Genomic DNA, 26,291 nt, shown 5'->3' with positions numbered 1-26,291 from the left:
TATGATCAATTTCAAGACAGTAGGTAATAATATTTTTTTTGTAAACCTAGCATATGGGATTTATATACTAATTAACAAATAGTATTCAGTATTGAGCCAAAACTCACCTTATCATATTGTTTTTAATTGTTATAATTAAAGTATTCGCTGGTTGTTTTCTTTTTAACAACCAGATAAATCCAAAACAAATAATAAGGAATTTATTCCATGTCTGTTTACTCACATTCATTCACTGTAAAAAACTCAAACTACATTGAAGCTCTCGGATACATGTGTACCGAGCAGATGAAGATCCCACTCAAGGATCCGTTTGCCAAAGAGCATGTGATTGTGATGAATACTGGAATGAAATCCTATCTGCAGCAGTTTATCGCCAGACAGAACGGTATATGTTCCAACGTCAGCTTTGATCAGCTCTGGACTTTTATCTGGAACATCTACAAAAAGATTACCCCGAATCTTGGTGATGTCCATTATTTTGATCATGATTATATTATCTGGACGTTGTATCAGATGCTTCATGAGGAGCACTGTGCCGATTCAGTAGAGGCCCTGTCGTTAGTCAGAAATTACATTGAAGATGATACCGACGGTACCAGAACTTATGAGCTCTGTGTTGCTATTGCTGATACCTTTGACCAGTACCTTATGTACCGAAATGACTGGATTTTAATGTGGGATGCCATAGCTCAGTATAAGGGTGATCAGAAACTTCTGATAGAGGAGTGGCAGAAGGCGGTAACTCATCCAAAAGGTTCATCAGCCAACAAAACCAAAAAAGATAATCTTCTGGCAAATGTTTTAAGTGACAATACCTGGCAGCCAGTTCTCTGGATTATGCTTTTTAACCGTCTTACCTTAAATTCAAAGGTAGATGACCATTCAAGATATGACAGATCAATGGTTATTGAAGAGCTGTGTGCAAAGCTGAACTCCATGGATGATGAAGCTGCTTTGGAGGCAAATCTTCCTCAGAGAGTATTTTTATTTGGAGTGTCGTCTCTTCAGCCTCAGGTAATACGTTTTCTGCGCGCTCTTGCCAAGCATGTAGATGTCAATGTGATGCTTTTAAATCCATGCCGTGAATACTGGGGCGATATTGACAGTCAGTGGAACCAGCTTTTCAGAAGTTTTAAAGATTCATTAAATGCATTAAAGCAGAAGCTGAAAGCCAGAGATGTATCTGGGGCAATGAAGCCTGATTCCAAACTTGAAGATTTTACCGGTATGAGTCTTAAAGAAGCTGACGCCGTGTATCAGGGCAAGGAGCTTTCAACCACTGAGGATAGCTATGATGAACAGGGAGAGCTCGTAGAAGGAAACTCTCTGCTTTTAGCTTTAGGCAAGCAGGGTAAGGATAATCTTTCCTTAATGCTCGATTCCAATCCAGGCGAGGACAGACTCTATATCAAGACCAATGAGCTTCTGCGTAATGCCTATAACAGCGTTCCATTCAATCAGGAAATAAAGAGACTTTATGATAATGCCTCTGAGCCAATGGAGCCTAATTTTGACAATCTGTTTATCGATCCGATAGCAGCTGGTGGTGACAGCCTGCTTCACCGTATTCAGTCACAGATGCTGAATCTTGAGCAGCCATCAGAGCGTATTGTAATCTCTCCTGATGATCATTCCTTTGAAATTCACTCCTGCTATACGGAGCAGCGAGAAGTTGAGGTTTTACGTGATGCTATTCTAGCCAGATTTAAAGAGAGTATCGGCGAGGATGGGCAGCCTGCACTAAAGCCTCGTGACTGTCTTGTGATGATGCCTAAGATTGAAAAATACGCTCCATATATTGAAGCTGTTTTCGGAAGTGTTGATCCTTCAGATAAAAACTACATCCCTTATGCCTTATCAGACAGAAGCTCACGTGACAGCAGTCAGATTGCGGATGCTGTTTTAAAGCTTCTGGATATCGGTGTTAAAAGAATCACCTTAAGTCTTATCATCGACCTTTTAACTGTTCCATCCATTGCAGCACGATACAGCTTCACTGCTGATGACGTTGAATCCATCAACATGTGGTGTCAGGAGGCCAATATTCACTGGGGACTTGATGCCGAGGATTCTCTTAAGGATTCAGGGGTATCGTCCTTGCCATGGACCTTTGAACAGGGCTTATTCCGCATGGTTCAGGGCTATCTTCTTGGAGATACTGATGAGGACTTGCCTGTCTATACAGAAATTGAAGGCTTTGACGCTCAGGTTTTAGGCAGATTCTTTAAGTTTATTGAGAATATCAAGCACCTGAGAGATGAGTTTATTCTGCCTGAGGAGCGAGACCCATCTGTAAAAGGAAATGGGGAGATAAGCAGAAATCTTAAAGAGTGGAGTGAGACTCTTGAGACTGAAATCTTTGAGCGTTTCTTCTATGACGGAGACGATCCTCTGGCTCTTGAGTCTGATACCTATAGAGAATGCAGTGAAATCAAGAGACTCTGTGACGATGTAAGTGATGTTGTTGAAAGATTAAGACTGGATAATCAGAGTGATGATCATGAAGCAAAAGACCTTAAGATAGCTCTTCCTGTTTTCAGAAGCATGCTTAAGGATAAGCTTTCAAAGTCAAATGAGGCCAACACCTTCAAGGGCAGTAAGGTTATTTTCTGCTCCATGATCCCAATGCGAGCCATTCCGTTTAAGCATATCTTTATCCTTGGAATGGATGATATCAGTTTCCCAAGACAGGATAAGATCCCTGCTTTTAATCTTGTTGGTGTTAAAGGTCTATTCAGACGAGGTGACCGTTCTCGAAGCATTGATGATCGCTACTGTTTTATGGAGGCGATTTTATCTGCAAGAGAATCTCTCTATATCTCCTACATAGGTAAAAGTCCTATTGATAACAAGGAGAGAAATCGTTCAACTGTACTTGAGGATCTTTTTGACTATATCTGTGACGTTTTCACTGTAAAAGGTGTTGGTGACAGTCTGGACGAGGATAGGAGCGAGGAAAAGGTTGAAAAGGAGATTACAGAGGCACTAAAGAGCAGACTGATAAGACAGGAGACCTTAACCTCATTTAATCCTGATAACTATACCGATGAGTTGGGCAGTGATCTTGTAATCAGGCATATTCCTTCCTTTGACTCTCACAGCTATGTTCCTGAATTCTATGATTCAGATTTGAATGCGGTTAAAACACGAGAATACCTCGGAAACAGGGGGGTAGATTACTTTGGTGTTTCAATTGAGGATAAGCTTACCCTTGATATATGTGCATTGAAAAAGTGGTTCGTAAAGCCTTGCGAATCATTCTTAAAGAGTAATCTTGAGGTAAGACTTCCTGCTACTGATTCTTCTGAGCTCTCTGACGATGAGAATTTTTCTATGGGGGATTTTCAAAGGAATAATCTTCTACAGGAACTAGATGGATTCTCTTTTGATTCTGCAGAGAAATATCTTGAAACACAGTCTGAGAAGGGAAGACTTCCTTATGGAGTTTTATCTGATGGCATTAAGATAGGACTTATGGCTCAGCATAAAGGACTTTCAGCTGCATTAGATAATTCCTTAGGTCAGAGAAATATAAGCGAGCATAAGTATCAGAGAACCTTTGAGGTGTCTCTCTCTGAGTTTTCAGAGGTATTAAATGAGCCTTCCTTTATGAACAGAAAATTCACAGTAGAGTTTTCTGGAACAGTTTCATTCCCTAATATTCTGATTGATTATTATTCTAAAGATAATATTGGATCAAAACGTGTTATTGAGGCAGTTTTAAAGTCATTTGCCCTTCACTATGCATCTCTTCCTTCCCTTGTAAGTATCATCAGTAAGGAAGGCAAAATCGTAAACTACGACGTGAAGCTTTTAGGTGATAATGATTTTATCGACAGCGTCTTCAAAAATCTTCTCGCGATTGTGCTGATTGCTATGCTAAGACCTCTTCCTGTTACTTCGGATATGCTGACTGTTGTGGGAGATCATAAATCTCAGGACAAATTCTTTAAATACACACCTGAAGCAAAATACTTATTTGGGGATTTTGAGCTTCTCTCAGATATTCTTAAGAATTTTATATATCTTGGCCGTTCCGAGGATGCGATTGCTTCTGTTAATGGACCAATAGAGCTTTATGACATTCTGAGATCCTGTTCTGATAGAGAAGATAAATCCTCAGATAAGAAAACAAATAAAAGAGATACAGCTAAATAAGGTTAATGGTGGAGATAAAAATGAATAACAATGAATTAAAAATCGGAACCTTTAATCTTGGACATTCCTCTCTGATTGAGGCAAGTGCCGGCACCGGTAAGACCTACACCATAACCTATCTTGTACTGCGTCTGCTTCTAGGTTCAAAAGGCTCTGATGAAAAAGGAGCTGAAGTTAAAGAAGATTACGGCTATCACTCAGGTCCTCTTGAGCTTAAGAATATTCTGGTTGTAACCTTCACCAATGCTGCAACCTCTGATCTTAGAGCGAGAATCCGTGAAAAGATTGTTGCCGCCAGGATCGCCTTTGAAAAGGTTGCCAAAAAGGGAATGGAGATTCTTGATACCCTTGAAATTGAAGATCAGCTAAAAGCTCTGATTCATGAAATGATTGATATTCGAGAGGCTGAAGCCAGAACCTGTGCCTTGCTTCTTTTAAATGCTGAGCGTTCCATTGATGATGCTCCAATCTGTACTATTCACTCATTCTGTACCAGTGCTCTTCACAAGGTCTATACCTTTGAGGCAGGGGAGCCTTTTGATGTTGAGCTGTGTCAGGATATCTCTGATCAGACTGAAGAGGCAAGAAATACGGTATGGCGTGAGCTTTTCTATAAGGGAGATTCAAACTCAGAAAAGCTTGCAGCGATTCTATCCGTAGATTCAGATAAAGAGCTTTTTGATACCCTAAAAAAGTATCAGGACAAACTTGGTAGAGTCAGAAATACTGACAGCAAAGAGGGCTTTTTCGGTTATAACCTGTTAAATAATAAGGTTAAAGCCAGTTCTGATATAAGAAAAACCTTATCTAAGGTAATTGAATTCATAGACAGTTATCTTGATGAGTTTTCACTCTTAGCTGACAGATGCAGGTCAATATTTGATGAATATAAAGGGAAAGTTATTACAGATGATAATCAGCCTGGAGAACTGTTTACTAAAACTAGAGGCGTTACTCCAAAATTTACGAAAAATTCACTTTCAGCTTATATGCTCTTAAGAGACATCTGTAATACTCATGATGATATGGAACGCAGACTTACCTTTATAAGAGGAAATTTTGTTATTGAGAAAGGTTTTACCTCCATATATAAGATAACACGTTCAATGTATGATATTTTTAAATATCCTGAAAAGATAATTGAGATCGAAGAGCTCTTTATGCAGCTATCAGCTCTTCATAACAAGGTTATTTCTTTTAAGGATGAGATCCTCTTTGATATTGCGATTATGGTTGAGCAGAAGCTCGATGAGATTTTAGAGCGAGATCATTTAATCGGCCTTGATGGCATCATAAGACGACTTGATTATGTCTTAAATTACAAGGAAGGCTCAAAGGATATTCTGCCAGGACTTATTCGAGCAGCTTATCCCGTGGCTATGATTGATGAGTTTCAGGATACCGATCCGGTACAGTTTTCAATCTTCTCAAAGCTTTATTTAAATAAGTCTGCAAAAAAAACAGGAGCCTGCTGTTATCTGATCGGTGATCCTAAACAGTCAATCTATGGTTTCAGAAGGGCAGATATTCACTCCTACCTTAAAGCCCGCGCTCTGATTGAAAGTCTGTATGGAAGTGATTCTATATATACTCTTTCTACCAATTTCCGTTCACAGGAACAGATTGTTGAAGGTGTGAATAATGTTTTCTCATTAAGAGAGGAGCCTTTCTTCTTTGATAAGAACTCAAAAGACAATATTGAATTTTCTGAAGTAAAGGCAAAAGTAAAGTCTCTTGGAAATTCTGGTAAGTGCAGCTTCAGATTCTGTAATGTCGAAAGTCCTGTCGATAATTTTTCTGCAGCAAGTAATTATGTAGAGTTTCTCTCAGAAGCTGAGATTATGAATGCTTTCCCTGGCTCTAAATCGGTTGGCAAGACTAATTCAAGAGAGTTTATTTCCAAAAAGCTTGCCCGTGCGGTTCAGCACTGTCTTTCTCATGGAGTATTAGACAGTGTAAGTGGGGATAAGATTGTCTCACGTGCTGTTAAGCCTTCAGATATTGCTATTCTTGTAAGTATGGGAGAAGAAGCTAAGCTTCTGCAGTCAGCCCTAAAAGAGCTGAATATTTCTTCCGTTTATTACTCCGATAAGTCTAGGGTTTTTGATGAGTCAAGCTCAGATAATTCATTTGCTGAATACGAGCTTCTTCTTTACCTGATTGATGCCATGGATGATTACGCAAATCGAGGCAAGGTAAAAACTCTTCTTTTAAGTCAGTTATGTTCTGCATCAGAGAATGAGAATCTTGAAGCTTTAGGTGATGCTATTGAGCTTGAGGTTTCACTCCTAAAAGAATGTCGTCTAATCTGGGAGAAAAATGGTTTCTTTCCAGCTTTCTCAAAATGGGCGTCAGATGAAAGACATCAGTGTCTTAAGGATAATCTGAGGTTCACAGGTGGTGAACGCATGGTTACTAATCTGTGGCATTTAGCTGAACTTTTACAGTCTGCAAGAGCTCATGAACAGGGCATTCAGGCACAGAAACGCTGGTATTTTGAGTTAAGAACAAATACTTCACTGAATACAGATGCAGATATGTTTAAAAAGCGTCTTGAATCAGAAGCCTCTCAGGTTGCAATTTATACAATATTCAAGTCTAAAGGTCTGGAGTTTCCTTTAGTATTTATGCCTTATTTGTGGAGTGATATGAGGGCGATAAATAAAGTAGAACCGTACTATTATGATGATGCTAAAGGAAAGCTCTATTTTGACATTCAAGGCTTAAAGTCCACCTTAGAGCAGAAGGCACTAAGTGATCTGCAGGAGGATGCCCGTCTTTTATATGTTGCTCTAACCCGTGCCTGTGCTGCTAACTTTATCTACATTCCTCAGTGGAATATGGATAATCCTAATGCTCTTGTCAGTGAGTTTATCGATCCTGATAATTCTTCAGCAAGTGCATACTCAATGGCAGAGCTTGTTATTAAAGGTGAAGCATTATCCTCAGATGAAAAGACACCAGATATTGATAGTTCCTGTTTGAAAGGCAGTCCATTCAAGCTTGTTGATGAAGACTTTTATGCTGAGGTTTTAAAGTCAGATCCTGTTCTAAAGGATTCTATTCATAAATCCAGGATATCCGGTCCATCGGAGTTTTCAGAGTCCTTTAAGGGAATTCGTCAGGATTACAGAATCTCATCCTACAGTGGAATCGTTGCCAGAAGCGAGGATGGCGGCGTAGTTCATAAAAACGATGAACTTGTAATTCCAAAGGATTGCTTTACCCGCTTTAACTTCCCAAGAAATGCCATAGCAGGTACCTATCTGCACAGCATTATGGAGTATTGTGATTTTTCTAACTGTACTGAAGAGTCTGTCATCTCATCTGCTGTAGAAAGGGCTTCTCATACAAATGAGGCCGGCATTTTAAAGCGCTGGTATATAAATCATATGAGCCCTGATAAAGATGAGCTTTTAGAGCAGAAACATAAGGCGTTAAACGGCTGGCTCGCTGATATTGTGGGGGCCCAAATGCCTTGTGCGGATTCAAAGACAGTAAGACTTTGTGATCTTAAGAAAGGCGACTGGCTAAGTGAGCTTGGATTCCTGTTTCCGTCTGATAGATTCTCATCTGATAAACTCGAAGAGCTGAGAAAAGAGAATGCAGAGGCATTTGCCAGAGAAAAAGGCATATCTCTTGATAACATAAACTTTTCTCTTGCACAAAGTGAGCTTTCAGGCTTTGTTAAAGGCTTTATAGACCTTGCCATCAAAGTAGGAGATGGGGCTGATTCCAAGTTCTACATTATCGATTATAAGAGTAACTTTATGGGAATCTCCTATGAGGATTACGATGAAAAGTCGGTTTCTCTGAATATGCTTGAGCACTGCTATGATGTTCAGTACCTGTTTTATTCTCTTGCAATGCATCGTTTCCTTCAGAACAGAATAGAGAATTATGACTATGACAGACACTTTGGCGGCATTATCTACCTTTATCTTAGAGGTATGCAGAGGGGCAGCTCAAACTCAATTGTATATACCAGACCAAAGTATGAGCTTATAGAAAAGCTAAGTCGTATCTTCAGTGAATAACAGACAGCAAAAGTGAGATAAAAATGAGTAAATATGAAAAATTATCTGATGTATTGGAAGTGTATTCAGAGCTTAGAAATCCTCTTTTAGATGCTGTAATAAAAACTCTGTCGGTTATGCATGGAAAGAATTTACCTTTTGCTCTTGAGCTGATGCTATCTGAACTCTTTTATAAGCAGAATGCTGGCGATACCTGTATTAGGGCTGAAGCTGAAAGTATAAACAGATTCTATGAGGATTTATTTAATCAGCATCGGACGCTTTCAGAGGATGGCTATTATGATACAGAGCCATTTTCTCCTCTTATAAGTAAAACGGATATTGAATTATCTTTTGATGACTGCTTTGATCTTATTGGATCTGATGAATCATCCAATAAACCACTGATTCTTGATTTAGACAGACTTTATATTCGTCGTAATCTTTGTTACGAAAAACAGATTGCTGATTTCATAAAAAAAGCCTCAGGAGATTGCTCTGAACAGAAACTTGGTGAAGATGATATAAATTCAATCAAGTCTCTTTTAGATGTGCTTTTTGAAAGAGCGGATGATGATAAAAGCAGGAATCAGGAATTTGATATGCAGAAGATTGCTGCTGCCATGGCTGCTGTTTCACATTTCTGTATTATCACCGGTGGTCCTGGAACAGGTAAAACTACAACCGTAGCTAAGCTGTTGCTGCTTTTACAGAAGCTAAATCCATCAAAGAACAATATTCTTTTGTGTGCGCCAACAGGCAAGGCTGCAGGCCGCATGACAGAGTCAATTAAAAAACAGTTTTCGAATAATGAACCTTCACCTAAGATTGGCTCCGTCGCATATAGTTTTCCGAAGGTGTTTGCTGATGAAAATGAACGAGAGGATATCAAAAACAGAATCTGTAAAACTGCTGTAACCGTGGATAAGCTTTTAGGCTCAATACCTCATAAGGCTCACAAGATTCGTAATGCAGACAACAAGATTGACTGCGATATTCTGATTGTGGATGAAGTCTCAATGGTTGATGCTGCCAACTTTGCAAAACTGTGTGCTGCTATCCGTGAGGATACCAAAGTCATAATGCTAGGCGATAAGGATCAGCTGGCATCTGTTGAGGCTGGTTCTGTTCTAAACGATCTGTGTGTTGATTTATCAGACTCTACCCGTGTATTTGATGATGAGAAGCTGTCAGTCATCTCCTCTCTAACCGGCTACAGTGTAGACAGGCTAAAAACTACTGATATTTCAAATAATACAGTGCAGCTCAATTTCAGTTATCGTTTCTCTGACTATAAGGGAATCGGTGATATTGCAGGCGCTGTTAATGAAGTGTACAGAGAATCCTATACTAATCTTATCGAGGATAGACTTAATAAGCCATTTTTGGATTATAAAGATCAGGTTGAGCTTAAAGAGATAAAGTCTTCTAAATCATGGAGAGAGAATAATTCAAATCTTGTGTCTTTATGTTCTGCTATAGTGAGTGATTATGGTGAATTCTGGAAAAGTCTTGATGCTTCACATTATGAAGGCGACAGATTTACAGGTATCACAGAAGAGCTGGCTAAGAAGATTTTTAAAGAGCTTGATAAATACCGAATTCTCTGTTCAAACCGAGGTGGTTTGTATGGTATTCAAAGTATAAATGAGCAGATTGAAAAAAAGGCCAGAAATGAGCTTAACACTTTGAATGCTAAAGCTTCTTCTATTGATTCTGAATGGTTTATTGGCAAGGTTATTCTTGTAACAAAGAATAATTACGCCTTGAGAATCTCAAATGGTGATGTTGGTTTTGTAGCTGCTGAAAGGAAAAAAGACGGTAGCGCAGGTCCTCTTAAGGTCTGGTTTGGCGATGAAAACTCAGTTTTTAACGTAAGTCCTGTATTTCTTACTGATTATGAAAGTGGTTATGCCATGACTATTCATAAGTCTCAGGGAAGCGAGTATGACAAAGTCTGTATGATCCTTTCGACTGATTTAAATCCGGTAATGACCAAAGAGCTTGTTTATACCGGCATTACCCGTGCTAAAAAACATGTGTGTATTTATTCTGACAGACAGGTTTTTCTTGATTCCTGCAAGAGAAGAGTTACTCGTGAGAGTGGATTGAGTGATAGACTATAACTGTCTGAATTATAAGCTTTTATAGCTTCGATTTCTTGTTCTATTCACCGGTAATCCCGCCGGTGAGTTAAATTTTGAGTAAAGCTTTCTTTTCGTCATAAGCCTTCTGAAGGCTAAGCCAGTACTCTTCGGTTCCGCCTGAAAGTTTTGCTATTTTCTCTGCTGTTTCTAATGTTACGTTGTCTTCTCCCTGTAGAAGCAAATTCATTTTCTGTGGAGTTGTTCCTAATCTTAAGGCATACTCTTTTCTGATAATCCTCTTTCCTCAAGCATTTCTTTTAGATAGTAGCCTGGGTGAAAAGCGGTAATGCCATCTGATTCAATGAAAGTACTCATAATATGCCTCATTTGTTTTGCTTTAATCATAAAGACTTTCGTTTTAAGCTAGCAGTTTTTCCTAATATTATATGGCTGCCTATTGTTTGTATTGCAATATATTTGAGGAAAATTTAAATAAAATCAGAGAAATAGCGAGAAAAAAAAGCCCTGATACATCGATCAGGGCCTTTTCCATGCTCAAACAATAATTCGATTAACTATTACCAGCGGTTGTATTTAGATGCCATTACGCCAGATGCTTTTTCATTTTCAGCAATCTGATTCTGAATGATTTCAATACGCTGTTTTTCTTCCTGTGAAGCCATGAAATTAAGTGTCTTTAAGGCGATATTCAAGGTCTGGTTTTCAGCTTTTTTGCAAATCTCTACAAGCTGTGCCAGTGGTGTTTTTAGCAGATCATTGGCATTTGCAGATAAACGTTCAATCTCTTTTCTACTGTAGATAGCAATATCGTTCTCTAGAACTGTCATGATTATCTCCCTAAAATGATACACATAAACTACGTAAAATAAGGTATACGTGGATTATATTCTTATCAGCTTTGTGAATTTTAAAAGAAAGATAAAGAGTCACTTATAGTGCATTGATGTAGTTTTATTGTGCAAGATATTACCTTTTGGTGGATTTGATTTTTCTTCTTATTTATTAAATAGTTTTGCTTAAAAATAGGATTTTTAATTTAGAATCTAAAAAATGGATATGAAAGGTTATTCTTAAAAATCTGATAGTTAATATGCTGTGAGCATTGCACTCACAGCATGCTGTTTGTCTCTAATTTTTTTTGATTCAGATCAAGATTTCTGACTACACTTAATCCACCGTAGGTCTGACAGACAGGCATTATCTCCATATCGTTAACATTCATGTGAGGAGGGGTACTTAAAAGCCAAAGGACAGTATTTGCAATATCCTCAGGACTGATTGAAACTGTATCCTGATATACTGCTGCAGCTTTTTTATCATCACCATGGAATCTAACATTTGAAAACTCTGTATTACCGCAAAGACCTGGTTTTATTACAGTTGCTTTAACAGCTGTACCGCTGAGATCTGTACGTAGGTTTCTGGTGAACTGTTCTACGAAGGCCTTTGTTGCGCCATAGACATTACCGCCACGATATGGCCAGCATCCAGCAGTTGAGCCTAGGTTAATGATATAACCATGGTTTCTTTTAACCATTGATGGAAGAATGGCATTGGTCATATTCAGTATACCGTTGATGTTGGTATCAACCATGGTTTTCCATTCGTTAAGTTTACAGTTGTAGGCAGGATCTGTTCCTAAAGCTAAACCTGCATTGTTGATAAGAACATCGATATTCTTAAGATCATCAGGCAGGTCATTTAGGAGAGTAGATACTGATTTCTCATCAGTAACATCCAGTTCAATCGGATAGATATTGGAATTTGAGGCGGTTAACTCTTCTAATTTGCTTCTGCGTCTGGCTCCGGCTATTACCTTATAACCGTTCTGGGCCAAAAGTTTTGCGATTGCTGCTCCAAATCCGGCAGAAGCGCCGGTAACAAAAACAGTTTTGTACTGATTCATGCAAACTCCTTCTGTTTTACTTTTTCATTTAATTCGTTTTTAATTAGGCGAATATTCATCAGATTTAGTATTATTCACTGTATACGAAGCCTGTTAATAGCTTTTAATAAGATGATATTCCTTATATGGAAAGCTGACAATAGCAGTAGAGCTTCTTTTGAAATAGGAATAGTAAAAATTTCATAATAATCAAAAGAAGGTCTTTTCAACAATAACAGATACAAGCGGAACTTTTAAAAGTTGAAGTTAATTAAATATTACATACAGCATAAAGAGGAATATTAACCATCCATTCCTGTTCTTTATATTTCAAAAGAGATAATCTGATAGACAACTCTGGATGATATTTATCAAAGAATGCTTTAAGACTTTGAGATCTGGTATTAGTTTCTGCTTTCACTTCAATAGGCACTGCATTCATACCTTTTTGAATGAGAAAATCCTGTTCAAAGGTTGCAGATTCTGTTCCATAGAAATAAGGAGTATATTCTGTATCACTTATAATCTGCTGAAGAACATACTGTTCCGTAAAAGCTCCTTTAAATTCAATAAATAAACTATTTCCTTCAATAATAGCATGCAAATCAAGCTCACTCATTGCACCTAATAAACCTATATCTAAAAAAAACAGTTTAAAAAAAGATAGTTCTTTGTAAGCTGAAAGCGGAATGTGTGGAGCATTTACTTTATGAACACGATAAACTAGACCACTATCTGTCAGCCACTGTATCGCCTTTTCAAAATCAGAGCTGCGTGCTCCTTTTTTTATCTGTCCAAAGAAAAATTTTTTGTTTTCTTTTGCCAGTTGCATGGGAATAGAGTCCCACACCATATTAATTCGAGGTAATTCACCCGCAGAAATATGCTTTCCAAAATCTCCTTTATATTGAAGAACAATTTCTTTCTGAACTTCTCTAGCAGCATAGTAATCACTATTATTTAGAAAAGACTTAACTGCCTCTGGCATTCCTCCAACATACATATAGTTCTTTAGGTGGTATATATATTTATCTGAAAAAGAATCTATTAATCCGTAATCTTTTGATTTAAGAGCATCTGCCAATTCAGTTTCGCCGACTGCATACAAAAACTCTCTAAAATTAAGAGGATAGAGATTTAGAGTTGAAACTTTTCCAACAGGATAAGAGATGCCTTCATGTAAAGCTACACCAAGTAGCGATCCAGCGACGATGATATGATATTCAGGTGCATCTTCATTAAAATACTTTAATGATTCAAATGCTTTTGGGGCATTTTGGATCTCATCAAAAATAATAAGGGTATCATCTGCGGAAACAGTAAATCCTACTTCAATATTAATGGCAGAAATGATTCTTTTAATATCGTAGTCTTGCTCAAATACTTGTTTCATTCGAACGTTATTATAAAAAGAAATATATGCAACTTTATTGTAATAATTCTTGCCAAATTCCCTCATAAGCCAGGTTTTTCCCACCTGACGAGCCCCCATTATGACAAGAGGTTTTCTATTTTTTTTATATTTCCACTCAACAAGTTTTTCCATTGCAAATCGTTGCATTTACATGTACCTCAGAAACTTTATTTTATGACCTCTCTTAATAGTATACTACATTTTTTAAGACCTAAATTTGACTGAATACTACATTTTTTAAGACCTAAATTTGACTGAATACTACATTTTTTAAGACATAAATTTGAGTGAATACCACATTTTTTAAGACCTAATTTTGAGTGAATGCTACATTTTTTAAGACCTGATTTTGACTGAATACCACATTTTTTAAGACCTGATTATGACTAGTTGGAGAAATAGAGATAAGGGGGTATCACTAAAGACTATGGGACTTTTGTTTTCAGAGTATCAAAAGTCCCCGATTATTCGTGAGTGCGTTAAGAGCGCTTCACTGTTTTTGATGATAAGAATTTAAGCGGTAGCCTTCATTGCCATATAGACATCAAGAGCCTGCTTTGTCTCTTTTACATCATGAACTCTGACAATAGCAGCACCTCTTTCAACACTTAAGAGTGCTCCTGCAACTGAGCCGATTACTCTCTGAGCTGGCTCTTTAATACCGCATGCACTTCCGATCATGGTTTTCCTTGATAGTGCGGAAAGTACTGGGTAGCCCAGATTTACAAAGTCCTGCATATGATTTAGAAGGGTGAAATTGTGCTCAGCTGTTTTACCAAAGCCAAATCCAAGATCAAAGATGATCTTGCTTCTGTCAATTCCATGAGCAACAGCGAACTCAGCCTTATCTAAAAGGAATTTTTTTACCTGCTCAACAACATTGTTGTAGTTAGGATCATTCTGCATATCCTGAGGTGTACCCTGCATATGCATTAAGATTACAGGAATATCCAGCTCCTTTGCTGTCTCTACAGCATTTTCACGGCTTAGAGCTCTGATATCATTCCAGATATGAGCACCTGCCTTACAGGCTTCTCTCATCACTACTGGTGAAGAGGTATCAACTGAAATAATCGCATCTGTTTCTTTAGCAATTCTTTCAACTGCAGGAATAACTCTTGAAAGCTCCTCATCTTCACTTACGGTTGGAGCTCCAGGACGAGTTGATTCTCCTCCGATATCAATGATACTTGCACCTTCATTTAACATGGTTACAGCGTGGCCCAGGGCTTTATCGGCACTGTTCCATAGTCCGCCGTCAGAGAATGAATCTGGAGTTACATTTAGAATTCCCATGATCTGTGGGGTAGATAAATCAAGTACTTTTGATTTACATGTGATTTGCATTCTTAATCCTTAGTTGGTTTTGTTATTTGCCGAATAGATTCTGGAAATCTTCCATAGACTGTTTTTGAAGTCTTTCTAATTCCTCTGAACTTGGCTGCTGTGGTTTCATCTGCTGAGCCGGTGTCTCAAGGGCATTATGAGTTTCTGTATTGAACTTTACTTCAACCCTCTGCTGTCTTGCCTTTAATAGTCTCTGTGCAAAGGCTCTCTCCCAGCCAACCTGGTTTCTGCTTTCGTTCTTGCTGCACCAGTAATGTCTGAATCCGTTCAGATCGGTGAGTGTATAGCTTGAATCTTCAAGACCGCAGAGAATGGCAATTTTGTGGAAGGCTGGACCTGGTTCCCATTTTGTGGTCATTGCAAATGGTGCCTTAGGGACTTCTGTCTCCATCTTTACATAAAGAGGAAGTTCAAAAACACATCCCTGCCAGCTTTCAGAGTCACTAAGCTTTCTGATTAGACCTGCATTCTCAAGCTCATCAAGGCACATTGATGCTATCTGATAGTTTGGAACAGTAGGAAAGTACTGACTCTGTGAATACAGATAGTTGGCAACGGCTGTAAGGTCGATAATGCACTGATCCTGTGTTGCAAGGTCCCTTAGATAAAAGGCATAAAGAGACTTTGCTATATGACTCAGTCTAGGTGATTTTAGGTAGTTTAACTCTGTAGCGTTCATGGATTTTTCCTTTGCTGTTATTTTAACAACATTGGATTGTTTTTTTACTTCTTTGAGTTAGGTTGCTTCAAAAAAAGACATTAATAACTTGTAATTGAAATAGTTAAGTCTTTAAAGATTATTTTCTTTTTGGAATGGTATAAGACAAAAATGCGGTTATCCGCAAATTAATACTTGTACAAGTATAATGAAACGTCTTCATCTATGTAATGATATAAGGTAAAAGTGCGGATATCCGCAAATTAATCTTGTATAAGTATAATAAAATGTCTTCATCTATGTAATGATATAAGGTAAAAGTGCGGATATCCGCAAATTAATCTTGTATAAGTATAATGAAATGTCTTCATCTATGTAATGATATAAGGTAAAAGTGCGGATATCCGCAAATTAATCTTGTATATGTATAATGAAACTATTTCATCCATGTAATGATATAAGGTAAAAGTGCGGATATCCGCAAATTAATCTTGTATATGTATAATGAAACTATTTTATCTATGTAATGATATAAGGTAAAAATGCGGGTATCCGCAAATTAATCTTATACATTTAAAAATGTTTTGCTATACTTTTATATATAGAAGATAAAAATGCGGTTATCCGCAAATAATCCTTATTCAACACAATTAGGGGATTAGTAAAGGTAATTGATATGTATCCAAGACAACAGTATTTAGAACAACTTATTTCAAAAAAAGATAATGGTAGGATCAAGATTATTACAGGTCTTAGACGCTCTGGAAAATCTGTACTGCTGTTTAATCTATACAGAAATTACCTTTTAGAGAAAGGAATAAATCAGGAACAAATATTAACTTTATCTTTAGATGTATTTGAAAACGTCAGATACAGAAATCCATTTGAACTTGACAAGTACTTTCGTGATCGAATGACAGACAGTTCAAAAAAATACTACATCTTTATTGATGAAATCCAGTTTGTTGCGCAGGTAAAGAATCCTTATGTAGAAGATTCAAATGAAAAGATAACATTTGTAGATGTTATCCTTGGTCTAATGAAGCTGAGTAATACTGATATTTACATAACTGGCAGTAACTCGAAAATGCTTTCCTCAGATATCCTCACACAATTTCGTGACAGAGGTGATGAAATAAGAGTTTATCCACTTTCTTATGCGGAATTCTATATTGAGTCTGAAGATAAAAGATCTGCATGGCAGGAATACTATACATATGGAGGAATGCCTTTTCTCTCAACAAAAGAATCTCATGAAGAAAAAAGCCTTTATTTAAGAGAGTTGTTTTCTCGAACTTATATTAAAGACATTCTTGAACGTCATAATATTAAGGGCAATACGGAAATTTTGGACATTCTACTCGATGTTCTGGCATCAGGAATTGGCGCATTAACAAATCCAACCAGACTTTCTAACACCTTTAAGAGCGAGAGAAATATAAAGGTAACATCTGACACAATAGATAAATATCTTGGCTATTTTGAAGATTCTTTCCTGATAAGGAAGGCCAAACGTTACGATGTTAAAGGAAAAAAATATATAGGAAGTCCTGTTAAATACTATTTTTTAGATACCGGATTACGTAATGCCAGACTTGGTTTCAGACAACTTGAAGAAACACACCTGATGGAGAACATTCTATACATTGATCTGATCAGAAGAGGTCTTGATGTTGATGTTGGTGTTGTTGAATATAATACGATAGATGATTCTGGAAAAAAAATTCGTAAACAACTGGAAGTAGATTTTGTTGTTAACAGAGGTAACTCCAGATACTATATTCAGTCCGCACTAAGTATTTCTGATCCTCAGAAAAAAGAGCAGGAAATCGCATCATTAACAAGAATTCCTGACTCGTTTTCAAAAATTGTTGTGGTCAAAGACTATATGAAACCATGGTATGACGATCACGGCATACTATATGTTGGAATTGAGCAGTTTCTGTTAGACGAAAGAATTCTGAAGTAATAAGCTAATAAAGACATTAATCGTCTGTAATAAAAATATTAATGTCGTTAAAAATTACTTAATATTCTGAAATTAAAAAACAAATTATTTAACTGAAAGTTTTTTATTATTATTTTTTTATAAACATGCTATTATTTCAGAAAACAGATTTCAGAATACGGTTTATATATGGCAGAACAGCATAAGACAGATTTTCTTTCATTAGGTCAGACTTGTGATCTGCTGGATGTTTCCTTGTCTACAATCAAGAACTGGCTTAAAACCGGAAAGATAAAGGATGATTCTGCCGACGGTTCTCTTAAGTTTTCAAAAACTCAGATTGACTCCATCATCAGCAGCAGAAACTCTCTTAAGAGAAGACGTGCTGCTGCTAATTCCAGACAGTCAGTCAGAGCTCAGGAACTGTATATAAACTACATTTCAAAGAATTCACCCAATCATATAGCTCTGTCCATTCTGGTTGAGGATTTTTCAAGCACTCTAACCTATATCAGAGCTCTTCTGTGTGAATCCTTTCTGCAGCTTTTAGTTGAGGCCAAAAAGCTTGATACCTATGTCAGTTCCCATTTTTTCAAGGCATATCTTGAGGGAAGACTGGATATCGGCAGATATGAATGGCTGCTTTTAGAGCTTATTGACAAGACTCCAAAGAATTCACTTTTAAAATCCTGCAGAAATCTTCCTGAGTTTGAACTTCACTATGTTCCTTATGAGGATACCCTAGGTCTTATATATCTTTCTTTAATGGAGCTTTCATCCCGTCGTCAGGAGGGAAGATACTATACTCCACAGGAGCTGACTGATACAGCTTTAGAGACCATCTCCATCAGATCAGGCCGTGTGTTTTTAGATCCATGCTGCGGCTCTGGCAACTTCCTTTTAAGACTTCTGAAAAGAGGTGCTGATGTAAATGATCTGTACGGCTGTGATCTTGATTCCTTATCGGTATCACTTGCAAGAATCAATTTTGCGCTGGCAGAGGATGATTTGACAGAGGAATTTCTCTGCACTCATCTTTTAAAGGCAGACACTCTTATCTCTAAGAATCTGCCTAAGGCAGATGTGATTGTGGGCAATCCTCCTTTTGGAAGCTGTGATGATCCTGCAGCAATCAAACGCTACGCAAAAACTTTAGAAGAGGCTAAAAAGAACAGACCTTACTTTGCAGACTTATTCGTTGAGAGATCCCTAAATCTTCTGGATGAAGGCGGTATTGTGCAGTTTGTTCTGCCAGAGGCAATCCTGAATGTTGCATCTCATGATTTAATCAGAACCTTCATTTCTATGCATGCGCGTGTAAAGTCTGTGAGATATCTTGATGAGGTTTTCCATGCGGTACAGTGTCAGAGTGTGGTTCTGACCTTAGAAAAAACCTCATACTCAGGTGCAGTCGGAGAGGTTATTGTTAATACCAATGAGTCAACCTACATTGTAAGACGTGAGAGATCCTCTCTTGATTTCAATTTCAGAATCACCGATCAGGAAGCTAAGGTTCTATCCAAGATGGATGATTTTGAACACTGCGTAAAGCTTCGCGGTCATGCTCAGTTTGCACTTGGTATTGTGACCGGTTCAAACAGCGGAATGGTTCACAGTGAGCCTCTCTCTGGTGATGAACCTGTTTTAAGAGGTGTGGATATTGAGCCTTTCAAGATTGGAGCCCCTAAGAGTTTTGTTAATCTTAAGGAGAGTAAGTTCCAGCAGATTGCTCCTATTGAGTACTATCGCTCTCCTGTAAAAATTGTTTACCGCTTTATTGCAAAGTATCCGATTGTAGCTCTTGATAAAAAAGGCAGACTGACATTAAACAGCTGTAATTTTCTGATTCCGCGTTTTGATAATCTTTCACCTGTTTATCTGTGTGCTGTTCTAAATTCCAGTGCGGTACGTTTTTACTTTGAGAGAAAATTCCACACCATCAAGATTCTGCGTTCTCTTTTAGAGGAAGTGCCAATTCCAATTGCCTCTGCCGATGATCAGCTGCAGATTGAATTCATGGTTAATGATCTGAAGGAAGCCTCCGGTGCTGAGGCCGAGAAAATCAGGCATCAGATCGACAGAAAAATTGCTGAAATCTATGGACTTGGCAAGCGTGCCTTAAAGTTGATATCAGCTTAATTATTTATTTGTTCAAATTGCAAATCCTTTCACTTTCAATTAAAATTTTCTGAGTTTTTTTTAACGGAGAATACACAATGTTTAACATGGGCAATATGATGAAGCAGGCTCAGCTGATGCAGGAGCGTCTTCAGAAGGCACAGGATGAGATTGCAAGAATGGAAGTAACCGGCGAGTCAGGTGCTGGTATGGTTAAGATCACCATCACCGGTAACCACGAAGTTCGTCGTGTTGAGATTGATGATTCTATTTTCGGTGATGACAAGGAAATCTGTGAGGATTTACTTGCAGCTGCATACAATGATGCTCACCGTCGTATTGAAGAGCAGTCAAAAGAGAAGTTATCAGCAGTTACCGGCGGTATGCAGTTACCTCCAGGCATGAAGCTTCCTTTCTAATATGTCCTCAAGTTCTCTGCTCGATTCAATGGTTGAAGCTCTGCAGGTTATGCCTGGAATAGGCCCTGTAAGTGCTACCCGTATTGCGTACTATCTTTTAGACAGAAAACGCAGTGAAGGTCTTGCCATGGCCAAAGTGATAGAGCAGGGATTAAATAACATTTCTATATGTCCACGCTGCAGAAACTATACTGATGAGAAAGATCAGGAATGCGAGCTGTGTTCATCCTCAAAGCGTCGTAATTCAGGAAGTATCTGTATTGTTGAATCACCATCAGATGTAATGGCGATTGAATCTTCTTCCTCCTACAGCGGCAGTTACTTTGTTCTTCACGGACACCTAAGTCCAATCGACGGAATCGGACCTGAAGAGCTGGGCTTTGATGTTCTGACTAAAAGACTTAAGGAAGAGAATATCACTGAGGTTATTCTGGCATTAGGTCAGACAGCCGAAGGCGAGGTTACAGCATCCTATATTGCAGCGATTGCCAAAAAGCTTAATATCAGCGTCTCAAAGATTGCCACCGGTGTTCCTGTTGGAGGAGAGCTTGCCTCTGTTGACGGTAATACTCTGGCTCTGTCTTTTAATTTCCGCAGAAAAATTTAAAAAAATTTCTTGAAATAATAAAAATCATCCCCATTTGTATTTCTAGACGACAGTGTTAATACACTTTTAAACAAATGGAGAGTTTTTAAAAAATGACAGCTACTGTTCATGGCTTTCAAACACAAGTAACCAAACTACTAGATCTACTTGCAAATTCACTATATTCAAACAAGGAAGTATTTCTTCGTGAGTTAATTTCAAACGCATCTGATGCGATTGATAAACTTCACTTCATGTCTTTAACCAATCAGGATTTAATCAAGGATGATCCAAACTTCAAGATTCAGATCCGTCCTGATAAGGATGCAAAGACCCTGACCATTACCGATAATGGTATCGGTATGACCTTAGATGAGGCAAACAGCCACCTAGGTACTATTGCCGAGTCAGGTACTGAAGCTTTCATGAAGAATCTAACCGGTGATGCAAAGAGAGATTCTCAGTTAATCGGTCAGTTCGGTGTTGGTTTCTATTCTTCATTTATTGTTGCCAAGAAAGTAACCGTAATTACCCGTTCAGTTAACGCTTCAGAGGATGAGGGTGTTAAGTGGGAGTCAGAGGGTAACGGTACCTTCACTTCAGAGAACATCAAGGTTCCATTCCGCGGAACCCAGATTATCCTTTCTCTAAAGGATGATGAGACAGAATTCACTGATACCTGGAAGCTGCGTGAGTGCATCACCAAGTATTCAGATCATATTTCTACTCCTGTAGAGTTATATGAGGAGAAATATGAGCAGCCTAAGGAAGGCGAAGATAAGAAAGAGCCTGAGAAGAAGTTTGAGTACACTCAGATCAACAATGCTCAGGCATTATGGACCCGTACTCCAAAGGATGTTAAGGATGAGGAGTACACCGAGTTCTATAAGCACCTAAGCCATGACTATCAGGATCCTCTAACCTGGGCACACAACAAGGTTGAAGGTGATCTTGAGTATACATCTTTACTGTATGTTCCTAAGATGGCTCCATGGGATCTGTACAACCGTCAGAACGAGCATGGTCTGAAGCTGTATGTTCAGCGTGTATTCATCATGGATAAGGCTGAGGCATTCCTTCCAAACTACCTGCGTTTTGTTAAGGGCCTTGTAGATACCAATGCTCTTCCACTGAATGTTTCACGTGAGCTTCTGCAGGAAACTGCTGTAACCCGCAAGCTAAAGAAGGCACTAACCAAGCGTGTTCTTGGCATGCTTGAGAAACTGTCAAAGGATTCAGCTAAGTACACCGAGTTCTACAAGCAGTTTGGTAACGTTTTAAAGGAAGGTCCAGTTGAGGATTATGACAACAAGGATGCAATCCTGAAACTGTTACGCTTCGCTTCAACCAACAATGACAGCGCTGAGACCAATGTAAGCTTCGAAGACTACATCTCACGTATGAAGGAAGGTCAGGACAAGATTTACTACATCACTGCCGAGAGCTATGAGGCTGCTAAGAATTCACCATACTTAGAGCAGCTGAAGACCAAGGGTATTGAAGTTCTTCTGATGTGGGAGCGTGTTGATGAGTGGCTGATGGGCAACATCAGTGAGTTCAACGGTAAAGAGTTCGTAAGTGCAAATTCTCAGGATCTGAAGCTTGGCAATCTTGCAGATGAGGAAGATAAGAAGAAGCAGGAGACTGCTGCAACCGAGAACAAGGATCTGATTGAGCGTTTCAAGAAAGCTTTAGGTGATAAGGTTAAGGATGTTGTTGTTTCAACCCGTCTGATTGACTCTCCATCATGTGTAATCTCTGATACCAACAGAATGATGACCATGCAGATGCGTCGTCTTTTAGAGGCAAGCGGTCAGACTCTACCTGATGAGAAGTACACTCTTGAGTTAAATCCTGAGCACAAGCTGGTTCAGAAGGCTTATGCCGAGATGGAAGAGAACCGTTTCAACCAGTGGGCTGATCTGATTTTCGAGCAGGCTCTGCTGGCTGATCAGGGTGCGTTAAAAGATCCAAGCACCTTCGTAAAATCAATGAACGCCTTACTGTTAGGTTAATTTAAGTGCAAAAGCTCCGCTGGTCGGAGCTTTTTTGTGTGTGCTGTAATGATTACAGTGCATACATGCTATAATTGAAAACACTTTTTATTTTTTATTGAGGATTAAAAACAAATGCGTATTATCCTATTAGGACCTCCAGGAGCAGGTAAAGGAACACAGGCTCAGAATCTTACCAAGGCTTTCAACATTCCACAGATTTCAACCGGTGACATGTTAAGAGCTGCTATCAAGGCTGGTACAGAGTTAGGTCTTAAGGCTAAGGCTGTTATGGATAAAGGCCAGTTAGTTTCAGACGATATCATTCTAGGTCTTGTTAAAGAGCGTATTGCTCAGGATGACTGCAAGAACGGTTTCCTTTTTGACGGTTTCCCTCGTACCATTCCACAGGCTCAGGCTCTGGTTGATAACGGTATTGTTATTGATGCTGTTGTTGAGCTACAGGTACCAGATGAGAAGATTGTTAACCGTATGTCAGGCAGACGTGTTCATTTAGCTTCAGGCAGAACCTATCACATCGTTTACAACCCACCTAAGGTTGAGGGCAAGGATGATGTTACCGGTGAGCCTCTGGTTATCCGTCCAGATGATGAAGAAAGCACTGTTCGCAGCCGTCTTGAGGTATATCACGCACAGACCGAGCCTTTAGTAGCTTTCTACAAGGATCTTTCAAAGACTGCTCCTACCAAGTATGTAGCAGTTGACGGTAACCGTGATGTTCAAGTAATCTCTGACGAGATTATCTCAACTTTAAAAAACTAGGATTTATGACAAAGAGCATTTTAACAAAAAGTATCATCGCAGGCTGCTGTCTTGTTCCATTCATGATGGCAAACGCGGCTACCGAAATCAACGATACTGTTACATCTCGCACTGTTGAGAATGTTACTACCTACAAGGTGGTAAAGAATCAGTCAGGTAAGGATCAGTTCTCTAATACTTATCATGTAGCTGCAGGTGAGGCAGAGAACGTTTATCCTTGTCCTTTCGGCTGGACTGTAAAGCCAAATCCAAGCGTAGATAACTCTTTAAGTTACCTGAGCTCAGATTCAAAACTTGCCATAAGTGTAACCAATCTGGAGAAGACTCGCGGTGTTGATTCAACTGCTGAGGCTTATGCAAGAGTTGCCGCTTTACAGATGAACTGTGCGTTGCCAGTACATTCTAATCTTATAGAAGGTGCCTGGAGTTTTGAATGCTCTGAAGAGAATCTGGAAACTATTATCTATGGTGAGCCAGGTGCTTTGGCTATGCTTGTTATTTCAGGCAGAAATGCTGATACCGAGGCTTCTTTAGAAGAGTTTATCAAATTCCTTGATTCTCAGTCTTAATTATTTCTTTATGTTCAAAAGGGACTCTTCGGAGTCCTTTTTTGATCCTGTCTGTTTTTCTTAAGTCTTATCTTTAGTCAGTACTACGACAGAATACATAAAAAAGGGAGCTTTGGGCTCCCTGATTTGTGTTACTTATTCTGCTCGAGATGCTTTACGCACTTAATGCTTCCGTAATCCTTCTCAAAGATTGTTATGGCTGTATTGAGGTAACTTATCTCCTTACTGTAGTCATTTCCTTCTCGCTTAACAGGTGCTCCCAGGGCATTCAGCTCGAGAACAGGATATTCTCGAAGTCTTGAAGGCTCTAAAAGAGTAAGTGTTTTACCGTTGTAGTATCCGAAAATCTCGTTATAGGCGATAATAGCTCTCTGAGTGATTTCATCCTTTGTAAGATCCTGACCTACGATTGGAAACTCTCCTGAAACTCCGGTTAATGACAGCAGGGTTGGGAAGATATCAATCTGACTTACAACCCTCTTATCCTTGACTGGTTTTACATCAGGACTGATGATGAGAGCTGGAATAGAGAAGTTTGTAAACGGGAAGGTATCTGTTCCTCTGACTCGTGAGTCATGATCTGCAATCACGATAAATACAGTATCCTTGTAGTAATCCTCTTTTTTAGCCGTCTCAAAGAATTTACCTAAGGCATAGTCTGCATACATGGCAGCGGAAAGTCTCTTTGGATCATCAGTTTTTACAGACTCAGGCAGTTTAACCTTACCCTCAGGAATATCAAAAGGATCGTGGAAGGAACTTGTGAAAACAAGAGAGCAGAATGGCTCATCATTCTTTGACTTGTTAACAAAGAACTCGTTTGCCTTTTTGAACAGATCCTCATCTGAAACACCCCATGAGGCAACATATTGTGGATTATCATAATCCTTCTGCTCAATGATTTCCTGAACACCATTGTTGAAGAAATAGGTTCTCATGCCGTCAAAATGACTCTCTCCACCGTAGATGAATGAAGTTGAGTATCCAAGCTTTGCGTAAACATTGGCAATGGTTGTAAGTCCGTTAGGGTGATCAAGCTTAACCTGACTTGCAAGTGGTCCTGATGGAAAGCTTGCGGTAACAGCCTCAATACCTCTTACTGATCTGTGTCCGGTTGCGTACATTCTCTCAAACCACCAGCCTTCTTCCTTGAGCTTTTCAAGGTTTGGTGAAACCGGCTCGCCTCCCAGTGATTCTACATATCTGGCACCCAGACTTTCCTCAAGAATGATTACAACATTTCTTTTCTTATCCTGTCTGTAGGTAGGGGTAATTACCTGATTGATAGGGCATTTATCATCAGTGACTTCAGGAAGCTCTCTTGTTGAGAGGTACTTAAGGTTATTCAGTACATTCTCTACAGTATCAAATGAATAGATCTGGGAACGGTTAACTTCATCAATATTCATATGTCTGATGGCATAGAATGCTGTAAAGCTTGAATTTGGAGGAATAGTATTAACTAAAGGTGTATTGCTGAAGCTTGCATTTGATGGATTTAATGGCTTATGAGTCAGAGTACCTCTTAATCCTAAAGGTACCAGAATCATTGTAACTAAAAAGATTAGTGCATTAAGTTTTCGGGATACATTTGTATACCCCTCATGCAGCTTTGATGAAAGCTTAAAGAGGAAATAGAATCCTACTGCTGTAAGAAGTACGCATACTATGGACTCAACAATATGTCCGTTTAAAAGCATGCTCATAACTTCTTTTGGATAAATCAGATATTCAATATACAGTCTGTTAGGTCTTACACCGTATTCAAGAATAAATGGGATAGTGGTCAGCTCAACAAACAGCTGTATGGAAACAACTACAGGCAGGTAATATTTCTGAAGTACGACTATTGCCCTTGGGGTTTTACCTGCAAAAGCGCACAGAAGACTTATTAGAAAAATAGGTGCGAACATTGAGCAGTTTATGGAGATGTCATATCTTAATCCATAAAAAAAGATGTGACCTAAAGAATCCTGGCAGTCTGAGAATTTCCAGATTACAAGTCCTGCTCTGAACAGTGTAAAGATAACAATGGAAATTGCGATGAATACCAGAATTGGAAGAATACTGCAGTTGAGTTTTAGTTTATTGATAATGTGCATGATAATCAGTATGTTATTTATCTTTTCTTGAGTAATTTTTGACGCACTTATTTTACACTTTTTTATGTCTAAATGTGTGCTTATATACATTCTTGAGAATCGTGTAAAGTCTGTGCTGTCATAAAACGAAAATTATTCTTCAAAACTAATGTGATTTCTGACATAATATGCAAAAATTTTTTTCAC

Annotated in this window: 17 protein-coding genes; 10 read left to right on the top strand and 7 right to left on the bottom strand. The window is 38.6% G+C overall.

Annotated features, from left to right (window positions below; all coding sequences use genetic code 11):
- The first annotated feature begins 207 nt into the window (after window positions 1-207).
- The 3 genes from recC to recD are packed head-to-tail and all read left to right on the top strand — an operon-like array spanning window position 208 to window position 10,300.
- Window positions 208-4,158 carry an exodeoxyribonuclease V subunit gamma gene (gene recC / locus B5D46_RS01540; protein WP_078927927.1) on the top strand — a complete coding sequence of 1,317 codons (3,951 nt, stop codon included), beginning with the start codon at window positions 208-210 and terminating at the stop codon, window positions 4,156-4,158.
- Window positions 4,159-4,178: 20 nt separating this feature from the next.
- On the top strand, window positions 4,179-8,195 hold the full coding sequence (locus tag B5D46_RS01535; RefSeq protein ID WP_159442990.1) for a UvrD-helicase domain-containing protein: 4,017 nt from the start codon (window positions 4,179-4,181) through the stop codon (window positions 8,193-8,195).
- 23 nt (window positions 8,196-8,218) lie between these two features.
- Window positions 8,219-10,300, top strand: coding sequence for an exodeoxyribonuclease V subunit alpha (gene recD / locus B5D46_RS01530; RefSeq protein WP_078927925.1), 2,082 nt, complete (start codon window positions 8,219-8,221; stop codon window positions 10,298-10,300).
- Between the two features lie 67 nt (window positions 10,301-10,367).
- Here the strand turns inward: recD and B5D46_RS12080 are convergent, their stop codons facing one another.
- From B5D46_RS12080 to B5D46_RS01505, 6 genes are all read right to left on the bottom strand, one after another.
- A complete protein-coding gene (locus tag B5D46_RS12080; RefSeq protein ID WP_159442989.1) occupies window positions 10,368-10,508 on the bottom strand; it encodes a helix-turn-helix transcriptional regulator in 141 nt (46 codons plus the stop codon).
- A 331-nt stretch (window positions 10,509-10,839) separates the two neighbouring features.
- Window positions 10,840-11,109 (bottom strand): hypothetical protein, encoded by a 270-nt coding sequence (locus B5D46_RS01525; RefSeq protein ID WP_078927924.1) that lies wholly within the window; start codon window positions 11,107-11,109, stop codon window positions 10,840-10,842.
- Between the two features lie 281 nt (window positions 11,110-11,390).
- Window positions 11,391-12,188, bottom strand: a complete 798-nt coding sequence (locus B5D46_RS01520; RefSeq protein ID WP_078927923.1) for an SDR family NAD(P)-dependent oxidoreductase — start codon at window positions 12,186-12,188, stop codon at window positions 11,391-11,393.
- Between the two features lie 250 nt (window positions 12,189-12,438).
- Window positions 12,439-13,728: an ATP-binding protein gene (locus B5D46_RS01515; RefSeq protein ID WP_078927922.1), complete on the bottom strand. Its 1,290-nt coding sequence runs from the start codon at window positions 13,726-13,728 to the stop codon at window positions 12,439-12,441.
- A gap of 366 nt (window positions 13,729-14,094) precedes the next feature.
- On the bottom strand, window positions 14,095-14,928 hold the full coding sequence (gene folP, locus B5D46_RS01510) for a dihydropteroate synthase (protein WP_078927921.1): 834 nt from the start codon (window positions 14,926-14,928) through the stop codon (window positions 14,095-14,097).
- A gap of 22 nt (window positions 14,929-14,950) precedes the next feature.
- On the bottom strand, window positions 14,951-15,607 hold the full coding sequence (locus B5D46_RS01505) for a DnaT-like ssDNA-binding domain-containing protein (protein ID WP_078927920.1): 657 nt from the start codon (window positions 15,605-15,607) through the stop codon (window positions 14,951-14,953).
- A 655-nt stretch (window positions 15,608-16,262) separates the two neighbouring features.
- Between B5D46_RS01505 and B5D46_RS01500 the strand changes: the two genes are divergently transcribed.
- The 7 genes from B5D46_RS01500 (at window position 16,263) to B5D46_RS01470 (ending at window position 24,003) form a co-directional block, all read left to right on the top strand.
- Window positions 16,263-17,555, top strand: coding sequence for an ATP-binding protein (locus tag B5D46_RS01500; RefSeq protein WP_078927919.1), 1,293 nt, complete (start codon window positions 16,263-16,265; stop codon window positions 17,553-17,555).
- Between the two features lie 168 nt (window positions 17,556-17,723).
- Window positions 17,724-19,673: a TaqI-like C-terminal specificity domain-containing protein gene (locus tag B5D46_RS01495; RefSeq protein WP_078927918.1), complete on the top strand. Its 1,950-nt coding sequence runs from the start codon at window positions 17,724-17,726 to the stop codon at window positions 19,671-19,673.
- Between the two features lie 77 nt (window positions 19,674-19,750).
- The gene (locus tag B5D46_RS01490; protein WP_031492838.1) at window positions 19,751-20,071 is read left to right on the top strand and encodes a YbaB/EbfC family nucleoid-associated protein; all 321 of its coding nucleotides are present in this window, start codon (window positions 19,751-19,753) and stop codon (window positions 20,069-20,071) included.
- Window position 20,072: 1 nt separating this feature from the next.
- Entirely contained in the window at window positions 20,073-20,678 is a 606-nt protein-coding gene (recR, locus tag B5D46_RS01485) for a recombination mediator RecR (protein ID WP_078927917.1), read from the top strand.
- Between the two features lie 92 nt (window positions 20,679-20,770).
- On the top strand, window positions 20,771-22,672 hold the full coding sequence (gene htpG, locus B5D46_RS01480) for a molecular chaperone HtpG (RefSeq protein ID WP_078927916.1): 1,902 nt from the start codon (window positions 20,771-20,773) through the stop codon (window positions 22,670-22,672).
- A gap of 114 nt (window positions 22,673-22,786) precedes the next feature.
- On the top strand, window positions 22,787-23,434 hold the full coding sequence (gene adk / locus B5D46_RS01475; protein WP_031492841.1) for an adenylate kinase: 648 nt from the start codon (window positions 22,787-22,789) through the stop codon (window positions 23,432-23,434).
- A 5-nt stretch (window positions 23,435-23,439) separates the two neighbouring features.
- Window positions 23,440-24,003, top strand: coding sequence for a hypothetical protein (locus B5D46_RS01470; RefSeq protein WP_078927915.1), 564 nt, complete (start codon window positions 23,440-23,442; stop codon window positions 24,001-24,003).
- A gap of 131 nt (window positions 24,004-24,134) precedes the next feature.
- On the opposite strand, the gene B5D46_RS01465 is transcribed toward B5D46_RS01470, so the two are convergent.
- On the bottom strand, window positions 24,135-26,105 hold the full coding sequence (locus B5D46_RS01465; protein WP_159442988.1) for an LTA synthase family protein: 1,971 nt from the start codon (window positions 26,103-26,105) through the stop codon (window positions 24,135-24,137).
- Between the last annotated feature and the right edge of the window lie 186 nt (window positions 26,106-26,291).

This window comes from Succinivibrio dextrinosolvens DSM 3072 (assembly GCF_900167015.1).
GTDB classification, from domain to species: domain Bacteria; phylum Pseudomonadota; class Gammaproteobacteria; order Enterobacterales; family Succinivibrionaceae; genus Succinivibrio; species Succinivibrio dextrinosolvens.
Note: the sequence above shows the minus strand (reverse complement) of the source record. Positions and strands in the feature narration are given on the sequence as shown.